Origin of the sequence: Actinoallomurus sp. NPDC052308, from assembly GCF_040679195.1 — a bacterium.
Classification (GTDB): Bacteria; Actinomycetota; Actinomycetes; order Streptosporangiales; family Streptosporangiaceae; genus Actinoallomurus; species Actinoallomurus liliacearum.
This window is the reverse complement of the sequence record NZ_JBFAUM010000039.1, coordinates 1-14127: the sequence shown is the minus strand read 5'-3', so window position 1 is coordinate 14127 and position 14127 is coordinate 1. Positions and strand designations below refer to the sequence as shown.

General features: G+C 67.7%; 8 protein-coding genes. 2 read left to right on the top strand and 6 right to left on the bottom strand.

Annotation, left to right across the window (positions count from 1 at the left end):
- Positions 1-43: 43 nt before the first annotated feature.
- Complete coding sequence (locus tag AB0L00_RS42090) at positions 44-1159, bottom strand: ricin-type beta-trefoil lectin domain protein (RefSeq protein ID WP_364443348.1); 1116 nt, start codon at positions 1157-1159, stop codon at positions 44-46.
- A 769-nt stretch (positions 1160-1928) separates the two neighbouring features.
- On the bottom strand, positions 1929-3560 hold the full coding sequence (locus AB0L00_RS42085) for a PHB depolymerase family esterase (protein ID WP_364443347.1): 1632 nt from the start codon (positions 3558-3560) through the stop codon (positions 1929-1931).
- Between the two features lie 1079 nt (positions 3561-4639).
- Here AB0L00_RS42085 and AB0L00_RS42080 point away from each other — a divergent pair.
- Positions 4640-8308: a glycoside hydrolase family 3 C-terminal domain-containing protein gene (locus AB0L00_RS42080; RefSeq protein ID WP_364443345.1), complete on the top strand. Its 3669-nt coding sequence runs from the start codon at positions 4640-4642 to the stop codon at positions 8306-8308.
- 195 nt (positions 8309-8503) lie between these two features.
- Here AB0L00_RS42080 and AB0L00_RS42075 read toward each other — a convergent pair whose 3' ends face one another.
- Both AB0L00_RS42075 and AB0L00_RS42070 read right to left on the bottom strand, forming a co-directional pair.
- Positions 8504-9409 (bottom strand): MBL fold metallo-hydrolase, encoded by a 906-nt coding sequence (locus AB0L00_RS42075; RefSeq protein ID WP_364443344.1) that lies wholly within the window; start codon positions 9407-9409, stop codon positions 8504-8506.
- 5 nt (positions 9410-9414) lie between these two features.
- Positions 9415-10236 (bottom strand): NAD(P)H-binding protein, encoded by an 822-nt coding sequence (locus tag AB0L00_RS42070; protein ID WP_364443342.1) that lies wholly within the window; start codon positions 10234-10236, stop codon positions 9415-9417.
- Positions 10237-10288: 52 nt separating this feature from the next.
- Here AB0L00_RS42070 and AB0L00_RS42065 point away from each other — a divergent pair, with 52 nt between their 5' ends.
- Positions 10289-10852 (top strand): TetR/AcrR family transcriptional regulator, encoded by a 564-nt coding sequence (locus tag AB0L00_RS42065; RefSeq protein WP_364443340.1) that lies wholly within the window; start codon positions 10289-10291, stop codon positions 10850-10852.
- 862 nt (positions 10853-11714) lie between these two features.
- On the opposite strand, the gene AB0L00_RS42060 is transcribed toward AB0L00_RS42065, so the two are convergent.
- Together AB0L00_RS42060 and AB0L00_RS42055 are read right to left on the bottom strand one after the other, a co-directional pair.
- Entirely contained in the window at positions 11715-12983 is a 1269-nt protein-coding gene (locus AB0L00_RS42060) for an MFS transporter (protein WP_364443339.1), read from the bottom strand.
- A gap of 34 nt (positions 12984-13017) precedes the next feature.
- A complete protein-coding gene (locus AB0L00_RS42055; protein WP_364443337.1) occupies positions 13018-13674 on the bottom strand; it encodes an NUDIX hydrolase in 657 nt (218 codons plus the stop codon).
- Between the last annotated feature and the right edge of the window lie 453 nt (positions 13675-14127).

Genomic DNA, 14127 nt, shown 5'->3' with positions numbered 1-14127 from the left:
AACCGCGCACCAGCAGGTCGCCCGGCGTCCCTAGCGGGTGCGCCTAGGTCTGGCTCCACTTCTGGTTGCTTCCGCCGTTGCAGGGCCATAGCTCGACCGGTGCGCCGTTGGCGGTGGAGGCGCCGGTCACGTCCAGGCACAGTCCGGACTGGACGCCGGTGATGGTGCCGTCGGTGTTGATCTGCCATTGCTGGTTGGCCCCGCCGTTGCAGTCCCAGATCTCGACCTTGGTGCCGGCCGTTGTCTGGTTGTCGTAGGCGTCCAGGCACTTGGCGCCGTCGTAGACGGTGAGCCGGCCGCCCGAGGAGGTCCAGGTCTGGCCGGAACCGCCGTTGCAGTCCCAGATCTGCGCCCGCGTCCCGTTGGTCTGCGAGGCGTTTGGAACGTCCAGGCACCTGCCCGCCCCGACGGCGTGAATCGGTCCGGAGGTGGTGCCCCCGCCTCCCGCGTCGCCGATGCTGCCTGGGACCGACTTCAGGGCGGTGTACCAGGCGGCGGCCATCTTGTCGTATCCGGCGGCGTTGGGGTGGACGCCGTCGACCAGGTCCGCGCTGGTCAGCGCGGCGTGCATGTCCACCAGATGCACGTGCTCGCCCGCGCCGGCCTTGCTCTGGACGATGCCGGGGATCGCGGCGTTGAACGTACGGACATTCGCCTCCTGGCTGGAGTTACCGACGGGAATGATCGTGGCGACGAAGACCTCGGCGGTGGGCACTGCGGCGGTGATGTGGTCGATCAGCGCCGACAGCCGGACGGGGGCGTTCGCCAGGTCGTGGTTCTGGAGGACGTCGTTGGTGCCGATGTGCAGCAGGACGGTGTGCGGCGTGTAGGTGTGCAGCCAGCCGGCGATGTTCGCGTCGATCTGGTCGATGCGCCAGCCCGAGTGTCCCTCGTGGTCGTGGTCACCCAGGCTCGCCGGCCCGTTGGACAGCGAGCCGACGAAGTCGACCCGATAACCGGCGTTGACGAACCGCTGCCACAGACCGATCCGGTACCCGCCAGGCACCGTCTCGCCATTGGTGATCGAGTCGCCGAGCGGCATGACCCGCACGCCGCCGTTCGACTCGGCGTAGGCGGTGCCGACACCGACGAAGGCGCCGGCGGCCGCCAGGACCATCACTGCGAGAAGGCCGGCCCACAGCAGGAAGGCTCTGCGCATCACTCACCCCTCAGCAGTACATTCGGCGACGCGGTGCCTACCATCGGCTCATCCCTTCGCCCTTCAGCGCTCGCGCACTGTGGGAGATGGGACGGCCGCGCTCCCGGTCGCCGCATCTCTTCGGCGGTGTCGCTGATGTGTCGAATCGATTCGACCGGAGGCTACGACCGGGGGTCGAACCAGGTCAATGCCGCTTCCAAGGCCCTTCCATACAGAAGGAGACGGAAAGTCGCGCACCATCTATTCGCCCTGGTGAGTCGGCCGAACCGCGTCCAGCGACCGCCCCCGGGCGTCGGCGTTCTTTCACCGCGGTTTTCATCGGGGCCGCAACGCCTCCCGCACCGACCCCCGCGATGGCCCCCGCTCGGCGCCGCGCGGGTGGTCAGCAGCGCGGCGGCTTCGACGTCGCGCCGATGAAAACGCATGTAAGCCGGGCGGCGGGCCGCCGGCCATCGGCATACCGACTATGCAGCGGGTACCGGCGAGGCCCAGTCACCGACGGGGAGGCTCCGGTACACGCGTCGGTGTGCGTTTCCTTCCTGCATGCCGGTGAACGCGGGCAAATTCCTCCCCGACCATGCGGTACCGCGAGAGTTTCACACCGCACGCCCGTTAACTGGACACGTCCCGGCGGGCCGCAGGGGCCGTACCGCACACTCGGCAAAGGTGCCCCTCCCACGCAGGAATCTCCTTTGCGGCGACCGGTGCGTCCTGTCGGTACGGGCATGCTGCTGCCCCTTTCCACCAGGAGGTCTGCGTCAGGCCTCGACTATCCGAGGCTCCACTGCTCGTTGCTGCCGCCGTTGCACGACCAGAGTTCGACCAGGGTGCCGTTGGCGGTTCCCGCGCCGGTCACATCCAGGCACAGGCCCGACTGGACGCCAGTGATCGTGCCGTTGGAGTTGAAGTTCCACTGCTGGTTCGCCTGGCCGTTGCAGGACCAGATCACCGCCTTGGTGCCGTTGGCGGTGCCCTGGCCGTTGGCGTCCAGGCACAGGCTGCTGCCGCCGACCGTGACCGTCAACTCCTTGGAGGAGTTGTGCGTCCAGGTCTGGTTCGCCCCACCGTTGCAGTAGTAGATCTGCTGCTGCGTTCCCAGCGTGGTGGTCGAGTTCGGATCATCCAAGCATTTACCCGCGCCCACCGCATGCAGCGCACCGGTGCTGCCGGCGGCGGCGCCGCTGACGGTCCAGGTGAACGACGTGGAGCCGGCGGCACCGGTGGTGTCGGTGGCCCTGACGGTGGTGGAGAAGCTACCGCCGCTGCTGGGAGTGCCGGTGATCAGGCCGCTGGAGGAGATCGACAGGCCGGGCGGAAGGCCGGTGCCGCTGTAGGTGAGCGTCTGCCCGCTCGCCGAGTCGGTGGCGTGGATCTGCAGCGCGTTGATCGGGGCGGCGGAAGCGGCGGTCTGGTTGCCGGGATTGGTAACGGTGACCGTGTTGCCGCCGGTCGAGCCGCTGCCGTCCAGACCCATGAAGTGAATGGCGTAGGCGGCCATCTGTGTGCCCTGGACCGGCAGCTGGTGCCCGGCGCCGGCGATACTGTACGCCTCGACCTGCGTGGTGCCGGAGCCGTCGTTGTAGCGGGCCCGGTTCCAGTTGGTGACTGGGATGTCACTCGACGACGGGGTCTGACTCACCCCGAGCACGTTCGTCCACTGCTTGATCTCTTCACCAAGATTGTTGTAGTTCAGGGTGGTATCGGCGGTGCCGTGCCACAACTGCACCCTCGGCCGCGGACCGGTGTAACCGGGGTAGGCGTCGTTGCGCACCAGATCGCCCCACTGCTGCGGGCTCATGCTGACCTGGCCGCCGGCACAGGCCCCGTTCCATCCGCGGACCGTTCCGGTGTAGAAGCAGTGGTAGGGCACGCCCATGAACGCCGCGCCCGCCTTGAACACGTCGGGGTAGTCGGCGAGCATGACGTTGGTCATCATCCCGCCCGATGACTCGCCGGTGACGTACACGGCGTTGGGGTTCCCGCCGTAGTGCTGCTCGGTGTACGTGATCATCGACATCAGCCCGACCGGGTCGCTGCCGCCGTTACGCGTCAGCGCCTGGTTGGACGAGACGTCCCAGCAACTGCCGCTGGGATTGGTCGAGGGGTAGATGACGATGAACCCATACCTGTCGGCCAGTGATCCGAAATCGGTGCTGGAGTACAGGTAGGGCCCAGTGCCCTGACAACCGTGCAAAGCCAGCAGGATCGGCGGATTGGGCTTGCCGCTTTCCGGCACATAAAGGTGCATGAGCAGGTTGCTAGGGTTCGTGCCGAAGTTCGTTATCTGGAGCAAGGAGGCGGCGGCGGCCTGGGGTGCGGCGGGCAGGCTCACACCGACCGCAGCCGCGATCGCCAGGACTATGCCGAGCAGGCAGGACTTCAGGGACCGGCATCGCAGCATGGGACCTCCTCGCCCGGCGGGCATTGTTAGCGCAACCACCAGTTAGCGCCGCTACCGGCGAATCCCCAGATATTCATCCTGCCGGTCCAGCGCGTCAACGGCCCGCCCGGGTAGGAACGGCAGATCCGCCCGGCACCGTCTCAGAGCAGCCGAGCAGCCTGCCGATTCGCCGCCCGGCAGCGGCGAAGACCCGGCCATACGCAGTGAAAGTTACATCTGTTCATTGCACGAGCCGGTCGGCCTGAGAGCCAGGCCGACCGCAAGGCGCTTGTCGAAGCTCATGGCACCCGCGATCATCTGGGCTTTCGCCGCCGGTGTCACCGCGGCTGCCCGGCAAGGTCTGCCGCGCCGAGGCCGCTGCGGACGCGGCATCCTGCGCAAGACCGCCGCGCGTTCCGCCCATGGCGGTCCCATGAAACTTTCAGCTGCTGCGATGTCATGAGCGTGCCACCGCACCGGGGAATCGCGATCGCGGAAGCCGCCGACCGCCGCCCGTCCGCTGCCGGGCTCAGACAACTCACCGGCCGAGTTCAGTCCGACGATAGAACATCCTCATTACAGCAGGAAGAACCACGACTTAAGGTGATCCACGAACTCCAGTACGAACCTCGCAGGGGACGATATACGCATCGATGCAAGAGCAGCATTCCTCCTGCTTTCGAGACGCCTCTCCCGGCCCATAGTCCGTCACCGCCCCGACACGAACTCGAATTCGGCTGCTTGCCGCACGGCCGATCAGCTGCTATCGATGAGATCGCAAACATTTGCGCAAGATCGGGCTATAAGCAATGCATATGCCCGGCTTCCTTGAGCAAACCTCACGGCTCCTCGGGCGGGGGGTGGCGTTGAAACGTAGAGCCGCTTTCGTGGATTGGACCTCGGACGTGGCGTGGAACTCTGTCACGCGATTCCAGAGCGTCGCGCCGCCGACCTCGGCGCCCACCACCACCTCCACGCCCGGTGGCGCGCGCGCTGCCGGCGACCAGACCGTCAACAGCCTCTTCGCGGTACCGGCTGGGGCACCGGCGAACGTATGACTGCCGCAGCCGACGTGCCGCCGAACCCCGACGGAGATCCCGATGTCCTCAGCCTCCCCCGGCCGGCGGCGCACACGATTCATCGCCGCCTCTCTGCTCGTCGCGGCGATGACCACGGCCACGCTCGTCCCGTCCGCGTCCGGGGCCACAGCGGCCCGGCCGACCGCGTCGGTGCTCCCGAACTACCGCGATACCCACTACAGCTTCGCCGAGCGGGCCGCCGACCTCGTCTCCCGCATGACGCTCGACGAGAAGGTACAGCAGCTGCACACGAACAGCGCTCCGGCCATTCCCCGACTCGGCATACAGCAGTACACGTATTGGAGCGAGGGTCAGCACGGGCTCAACACGCTTGGCGCTAACACCGACCACGGCACGGTCGGCGGCGGGGTGCACGCGACGAGCTTCCCGACCAACCTGGCCAGCACCATGTCCTGGGATCCGAACCTGATCTACCAGGAGACCACGGCGATCTCCGACGAAGCCCGCGGCATGTTGGACAAGTCGCTGTGGGGTGTCGCGCAGAACAACATCGGCCCCTCTGCGAGCGACTACGGTTCGCTGACCTACTGGGCCCCGACCGTGAACATGGACCGCGACCCCCGATGGGGCCGCACCGACGAGGCGTTCGGCGAGGACCCGTACCTGGTCGGCCGGATGGCCGGTGCGTTCGTCGACGGATACCAGGGCGAGACCCAATCCGGCCGGCCGATGACGCCCTACCTCAAGGTCGCCGCCACAGCCAAGCATTACGCGCTCAACGACGTGGAGAACGACCGGCACGCAGACTCCTCGAACACCACGGACGCCAACATCCGTGACTACTACACCACGCAGTTCCGGGATCTGATCCAGAACGCCCACGTGTCCGGCCTGATGACCTCGTACAACGCGATCAATGGCACGCCGGCCCCGGCCGACACCTACACGGCGAACGAGTTGGCGCAGCGAACCTACGGGTTCAACGGCTACACCACGTCCGACTGCGGCGCCGTCGGCGACATCTACGCGCCGGGCAGCCACGACTGGGCACCGCCGGGCTGGACCGCGGCCACCACCAACGGCACGCCACAGTGGACGAACACCGCGACCGGCCGACAGATCTCCGGCGCCGCCGGTGGCCAGGCGTACGCGTTGCGCGCGGGCACCCAGCTTAACTGCACCGGCTCGGAGGACACCGGCGCCAACATCAAGGAGGCAATCCAGGCCGGAGTGCTGTCCGAGGGCGTGATCGACGACGCACTGGTGCACCTGTTCACCATGCGCATGCAGACCGGCGAGTTCGACCCACCGAGCAAGGTGGCCTACACGAAGATCACTAAGGATCAGATCCAGAGCCCGGCACACCAGGCGCTGGCCGAGAAGGTCGCGGCGAACTCGTTGGTACTTCTGAAGAACGACCCGGTGCCCCACACCGGTGCCCCGCTGCTACCGGCCGATCCGGCCACGCTCAACAACGTGGTCGTCGTCGGTGACCTGGCCGGCACGGTCAACCTCGGCGACTACTCCGGCGAACCGGCGCTCCAGGTGAGCGCGGTCCAGGGCATCACATCCGCGATCAAGGCGGCCAACCCGAAGGCCACGGTCACGTTCGACGCGTGCGGCACGTCCACCAGCGCGACCACTCCCGCGAAATGCCCGGCGCAGACCCTGGCGGGGATCCGAACCGCCGACCTGGTCGTGGTGTTCGCCGGCACGGACACGAACCTGGCCACCGAGGGCAAGGACCGCACCACGATCGCCATGCCGGGCAACTACGACTCGCTGATCGACCAGGTCAAATCGGTAGGCAATCCTCGCACGGCGCTGGCCGTCCAGGCAGACGGCCCGGTCACTATCGACAACATCAAGAACGACTTCCCGGCCATCGTGTTCAGTGCCTACAACGGGGAAAGCCAAGGCACCGCGCTGGCCGACGTGCTGTTCGGCAAGCAGAACCCCAGCGGGCACCTGGACTTCACCTGGTACGCCGACGACGCGCAACTGCCCGGGATGAAGAACTACGGCCTCACCCCGTCCCAGACCGGTGGCATCGGCCGCACCTACCAGTACTTCACCGGCACACCGACGTATCCGTTCGGCTACGGCCTTTCCTACACCCGCTTCGCCTACTCGCACGTGCGTACCGACACCAGGACCGTCCGCGCGGACGGGGAGGTGACCGTACGGCTGGACGTGACCAACACCGGCAGGAAAGCCGGTGCCACCGTCGCCCAGCTCTACGTCGCCACGCCATTCACCGTGCCCGGCGTGGAACTCCCGCGCGAACGACTGGCCGGATTCCAGAAGACGATCATCTTGGCGCCCGGCCAGACCCAGCACTTGAGCATTCCGGTGCGCATCAGCGATCTGGCGCTCTGGGACGAAAGTCGGCACCGCGACGTGGTGTACGACGGTCCCTACCGGTTCAGGGTGGGCACCGACGCCGACCACATCGTCGCCACCAGCACGGTGAAGGTCACCGGGACCATCACCCCGAGGACGCGGTACGTGACCGTACAGCCCGATCACGTGGTGTTCGCACCGGGCCAGAGCATCGACCTCACCGGCAAGAACCCGTGGATAGCCGATGACACGGCACAGGCATCCCAGCACGTCCCGGCCGACCACATCGTCGAGGCGGTGAACAACGACGAGTCGTTCGTCGACCTGGCGCACACTCGGGTCAGGTACCGCAGCAGCAACCCGCGGGTGGCCCGGGTGAGCCCCACCGGCAAGGTCGCCCTGGTCGCCCCCGGCGTGGCGACCATCAGCGTCACGGTGAACGGGGTGACCGGCTCCACCCCGGTCGTGGTCAAGCAGCCGTTCACGCTCAGCGCACCGACCCAGGTGCAGCCGGGGACGGCATTCACCGCCACCACCACGCTGACCAACCCGGCGGGTGCTCGGCCATTGCGCGACGTGAGCCTTGCGCTGACCGTGCCCAGCGGCTGGACCTCCCAGGCCACCTCACCGTCCACCTTCACCACCGTGGCGGCCGACCAGACGGTCAGCACGACCTGGCGCGTGGGCGTGCCGGTCTCGGCTCAACCCGGCAAGTTCGCCATGTCGGCGCAGGCGACATTCACCTCCGTCAACGGGCGGAGCACCTCCATGGACGCGACCACCACGCTGCTACCGCATCCGCCGTACCCATCGTTCCCGGCGGCGTACAACAACGTGGCCGTCAGCGATGACGCCGACCCCGGTGCGGGCGACATCGACGGCGGCGGCGCCAGCCTCTCCGCCCAGGCGCTGGCGAACGCGACGCCCAGCCTCACCCCAGGCGCCACATTCACCCATGACGGACTGACCTTCACCTGGCCGAACGCGAAACCTGGCACCCCGGACAACGTGGTCGCCGGCGGAGCGGCCGGCGGGCAGACCATCGCGATCTCCGGCTCCGGCCACACACTCGGCCTGATCGGCACCGGTGACTACGGCAGCTCGACCGGGACCGCGACCGTGACCTACACCGACGGCACCACCGACTCACACACCATCAGCTTCGCGGACTGGTGGGCCAACGCAGCGATCGGCGGCGACATCGTCACCACGGTCCCGTACATCAACACCGCCGGCGGACGGGAGAACCAACAGGTGAGCCTGTACTACGCCGCGATACCACTCCAGACAGGCAAAACGGTGCGATACCTGACGCTGCCGGACATCAGCGACGGCGCGGTCGCCGGCACAGCGGCGATGCACATCTTCACCGTCGCCATCGGCTGACCGGAGTCGTTCCTGCGATCAGCGGAATCTTGATCCGCGGGTGCGAGGTTCGAGTCCCTAGCGGCGCACCCGCCCGGACCTGGGCGTTCTCGGTAACGACCGGGAACGCCCAGTGTCCATTTCGGATGGTTCGGCGACCGTGGTCGCTCGATGGTTGCTCGGATGCCTCGTGCCCAGCCTCACGGGTCAGCACAACTAGCAGGGCGTACCGGTCGCGATCTCGTGTGCCACCGCGGTGACGTTGACGTCCATCAGGGTTGGCAGAGACGCCACATTCGGGTAGTCCGGGTACTTCGCCGCCACCTCGGCCTTGACCTCCGCCAACTCTTCGGGCGTGACCGTCGCACCACCCGGTGAGTCCACGGCCGCGGCTGGTGCCACGAACGCGCGGAAGTCGCGGATGTACCGCTCCTGCTTGTCGATCAGGTCGCGGGAGCCTGGTGCGCCGTGCCCCGGGTACAGCGTCCACGCCCGGGCGAAGCGCGTGCGCAGCCGGTCGAGGTCGGACAACCAGCCGCAGGTGTGCTCCTCCAGCAGCGCCGGCGTCATGTGGTTCGCCACGATGTCCCCGGTGAACAGCGTGTGGTGGGTCGGCTCGTAGAACGCCGTCTCCGCGTCCGTTTCTCCTGGGCCGAACTCGGCCGTCTCCAAGCGCAGGCCGCCAATCGTGATCGGCTTGTTCGGCTGGAGCACGTGGTCTGGCGTGGTCATCACGGCCGGGTAGTCGTCGCCGTCGATCTGCCTGGTCAGCGCGTAGAAGCCCTTCGAGTCGGTCCTGATCTCCTCGCTGGTCGCGGCCGTCGCGTACATCGGCGCGCGTGGGAACGCCTCGTGCAGCACGCCCAGGCCGCCGACGTGGTCCGGGTGCGCGTGCGTGATCAGGATCCCGACCACCGGACGGTGCACGGCACGGATCGCGGCGACCGTCTTGTGCGCCTCGGACAGTGTGCGGCCCGAGTCGACCACGATCAGACCACGTGGCGCGGAGATCCACAGCACGTTGACCGAGCCGGGGTTCGGCGACGCGTACCGCCCGACCGGAAGAGGGGAGGCCGACGCCGGCGCGGCGACCAGTATCAGCAGCAGGAGCGCGACGGTCACCTTTCTCACTGGAACCGCCCCGCGTTGGCCCGGGTCCACTCCGCGAACGTCCGCGGCGGACAGCCGGTCACTTCGAGAACCGTCGGCAAGACCGTTGCCTCGTCGAGCTTTCCGTCCGAGTAGAAGCTGAAGAACGCGTCGACGTACTGCTCCGGCATCTGCGTGAGCATCTCCGTGCGGGCCTCGTCGTCGGGCTGCGCCTCGTATCGGATCTCGCGGCCGAGTGCCTCGGCCAGGATCCGCACCCGATCCCCCGGCCGTAGCGCCTCCGGGCCGGTCACCGGGTACTCGCGGCCCTCGTGGTCCGCCGACATCAGCGCCTTCGCGGCAACGGCCGCGATGTCCGCCGGGTCGATCACCGCCGACGGCACGTCCGGCCACGGTGCCCGCACCACACCAGACTTGACCTGGGGAGCCCACTGCAGTGCGTTGGTCATGAACATCCGCGGTCGCACCATCGTCCAGCCCAGGCCGGACGCGCGCAGCGCGTCCTCGGTCTCGATCATGTATTTGGCGACCGCGTTGGACCGGTCGCCGGTCTCGGCCGAGCCGCCGGACATCAGTACGACGCGCCGCACGCCGGCTCGTGAAGCCTCAGTGAAGATGTCCGGCGAGTAGCCGCTGAGCAGAAACAACGCGGTGGCCCCGGCGATCGCGGGCCGCAGCGTCGCGGGGTCGGTCAGGTCGCCCGCCACGGCCGTGGCACCGGCCTGCACCGTCGCCTTCGCCGGGTCCCTGGTCAGGGCACGTACCGGTTGACCAGCCTCGACCAGCAGGCGGACCACTTCACGCCCGACGTTCCCGGTGGCCCCAGCCACGACGATCATATTCACTCCCAGAATGTTAGGGATCGTTCCCTAACGTGTAGACTAAGCGATCATGAGACGCACTGCCAAGGAGACGAGGGAGCACATCCTGGCGGTGGCGCACGACCTCTTCTACTGGCACAGCATCAAGGGCACCGGCGTCGACACCATCGCCGCGACGGCCGGTGTCGCGCCGACGACCCTCTACCGCCTGTTCGCGTCGAAGGACGACCTCGTCGCCGCGTACATCGAGCGCGCCAGTGGGCTCTACAAGCGATGGTTCATCGAGGCGACGGCCGATGGCACGCCCGCTGATCGGATCACGTCACTGTTCGACGCGCTCATCGAGCAGGTACAGCCGGAACACTGCCGTGGTTGTCCGTTCCTGATGGCGATGGCCGAGTTGCCGGACGCGTCGGCGAAGGCACACGCGCTGGCCGTCGAGACCAAGGCGTGGGTACGTGAGAAGATCGGCGAGCTGACCGCCCAACTGGCCATCAAGGATCCTGCGGTGCTCGCCGACCAGATCTTCCTCGTCATGGAAGGCGTTTACGCGTCCGTGCAGTCACACGGCGCCGCCGGGCCCGCGCGCCAGGCACGCGGGCTCGTCGAGGCCCTGCTCAGCGAGGCCCGTTGAGGAACCGCCGGTGGCCGTACTGAGGTTCTAACCGGCGCGCACCGGGGTCTGCCGAGGTCCGAGCCGACGAGCTCAACAACGGCGAGCCTGGTCAGCAGACCTCGCGGGAATCGATTTCGGCCATTTCGGCTCGGCTGCCGCGCCCTCGATGTCGAAGGTCGATTCTTGGGTAGAGCCCGACGATGGTGACGAGCATCGACGCGTGGTCGGCCGTCCGCTGGTTCGTCACCGCAATTGTGGCTGTGATCGGGCATCGGTGAGTCGAACGCCGCCGCGGTGTCGACCGCTTGGGCGAACTGGACACCGAGCCCGTTCGCGAATTCGACGAAGTCCATCGTTGAGAGGGCCTGCGCCGTTATGTGGAAGCCGCCATCGCCGCAGATGACCAGCGGCCGTCGGCTCGATCCGAACGATGCGCCGACGGCGGCGACCGAATGTCCGATCGAGGCCCACACCGCGCTGCACAAGAACGCGTCGCGGCCACCCACCGGCAGGCTCCCGGCCGAGAACGTCACCCACCGACAATTCCGGCTTGGCGGCCAGGCGCTGGCGACTTAGTAGCGTCGTTGACAGCCGATGTGGTGCTAACAATCGCGAACAGAGTGCCCCTGACACCATCCATTCGACTGGTGGTGATCGATCAGTCGAGTAGGCGGCCGGGTCGTTCGGCCCTCTACGAGCCACCGGACGTACGGGTCCGCACCCGGCCCGGTTCGTCGGGCCGTCCTGGTCCCACCTGTATAGGTCCCGGCGCAGAGCGACGAGGCCGCCAAAGTAAGTCGGGCCCGGATGATGGTCGGTGCTGAACCCGGCCCCGCCGAACCGGTCTTCATCGGCCCGCCCGAGAGCCGTCGCATGAAGGTCAACGACGTTTTCGCGCTTCTGGCGAGCGTGGCCTGGCAGTGGCTCGGCCGCCGGGCATGGTCCCGGTGGTGAGGTGGCGCACGCTTGGGACCGTCAGCGGTAGGAGCGCGGGCCCGGCGATGAGGGCGGCGCAGACCGCAAGGACGGTTCGGGATCCGAGCGTGTCGGCGACGGCGCCCGCGACGGCGTAGACGATCGGGGTGGGTAGTACGGTGGCGAGTTCCTGACAGGCGGCCACTCGTCCGAGTTGGTTGACCGGGATGTGCTGTTGCAGTGTGGTCACCCGGGCGACCTGGGAGGGCCCGAAGGCTATGCCGGCCAATAGGGTGCCTGCCACTGTGATCGGCAGGGGCAGGTCGGCGCTCATCGCGGCGAACCCGGCCGCTGTAGACGCGGTGCCGAGGCTCATGAGGATGCCGGGCCGGTGGCTTGGCCATCGGGCGGCGAGGATGCTGCCGATCGAGGTCGCGGCTGCGAGCGTGCCGGTGATTGTTCCCCAACTGAGAGCGCCGTGCAGATGCTCGCGCGCGTACAGCGGGCCGATCAGCATGGCGGCGGCGAACGCGCCGCCGGTGACGCAGTCGGCGAGGGTCGTGGTCCACAGCCAGGTTCTGCTGGTGATCGCGTGGATGCCGTCGCTGAGCTCAGCGAGACGTACGCCGGCCGGTCGGCCCAGGTTCTGCTCCCCCGTTGCCCGTACGGTGGGCAGGCGCGTGAACAAGACGGCGGCGGCGATGTAGGTGAGGCAGTCCCACATGATGCCCCAGCCCGCGCCGATCGTGACGATGAGCACGCCGCCGGCCACAGGCCCGAGGGCGGCGATCCCGTGCTTGGTGGCCTGCGTGAGCGCGTTCGCACGGGCGAGGGCCGCCCCAGGCAGTAGTTGGGCGAGCAGACGCCGCCCGACCGGGGTGAACAGTGCCGCCCCGGCAGCGCCTCCGCCGGAGACCGCGGCCAGCGACCACACCCTCGCCACGCCGGACAGGATCAAGGTGGCCTCGGCCAGCTGGAAGAACGCGAGGAGGATCTGGGAAGCGATCAGCAGCGGTTTGCCAGGCATGCGGTCTGCGATGACGCCGGCGACCGGGAGCAGCACTATGTAGACGCTGAACTCAACCCCTAAGACAACGGCGATGCCCGTGCCCCGGCCGCCCAGCTGCAAGATCGCGAAGGCGAGGGTGATGGGCGCGACAGCTCCCCCGGCCGATGAGATGACCTGCGCTGCGAAGAAGACGCGGAACTGCCGGTTCGTCAGCTGGGCCGCCATCTCGGCGACGTGCCCGCGCAAGCGCCGCATCGCTTTATCGTGCCGGTGGTTCGGCGATCCGCTTGCATGCGATGGCGGACTCCTGCTCGCAATGTCCGGCAAGGAAGTGATGCGTTGAGGGAGCGAAGGCCGAGCCGGGGTGTCGCAGCCCGAGCAGGACCCTGCCGTCAGCGTCCTCCAGATACAGGTGGGCGCCGATGACGTTCAGCACGCTCCGGCCACCGGCCACGGGAGTGGTGTCGGTGCGCTGAGCCGACGGCCGGCGCCTAGCGGTGCCGGCCTGGTGTCGGGCAATGGCATCGGCCGCCCACGAACACATCGTCAGCCGGCCGATGGTCGCGGCGTCGAAATGGTGGGACATGACGCCTTCGGTGACGGGCAGCTTTGAGGCATCACCGTCCCAGTGGCCGAGGTAGACCTGGATACGCCCCCTCGTGATCCCGTCGGGCACAGTGCACTCGACGACCGTGAAGGGGGCAAGGCCGTCGACTACCAGGCCGGTCTCCTCTAAGAGCTCACGCCTGATCGTCTCGTGAAGGGTCTCATCACCTTCGCAGGCGCCACCCGGCATAGACCAGGTCCCAGGATCGCAGATGGGCTTGTGCGCATCGCGCAGATGGAGCAGGTACTCGCCGTGCCGGTTGAGGAGCAACGCGGCGGTCTGGCGCATATCGGACCTGCTGGCAGGCATGGAACCTCTTTCTACCAGGCGGATCAGAAACCGGCCGCGGCCACCAGAGCATCGGCGATCTCTACCGCTCGTGGGTAGACCTACACGCGACCCACCCGTGACGCGACTGACCCATCCGCGTCAAGATCACGTCCCCCAGGACGAATCGGTGATCATCGTCGGCAAGGGGTATTCCTCGATCTGTGCGGCGAGGTGCAGCGGCCACGGCAGGACGGTGCTGTTCCGCACGTGGGGCGAGATCGCCAACCTGACGGGGCGACCCCGGTCGCCCGTCTCGAGCGCTAGCTGTACTGACCACGGAGGTTGGTGACGGCGACACGGGTCGATGATCTCCAAATGGGTGAGGTTTTCTGATGGCCGTAGACTGCCTCCCTTCGAGCCGACGACCTCGGTGCGGTGGCCGAGACGGTCGAGCGTGGTCTATGACCGGGGCGGCCGGCCGCGAAAGCGGAG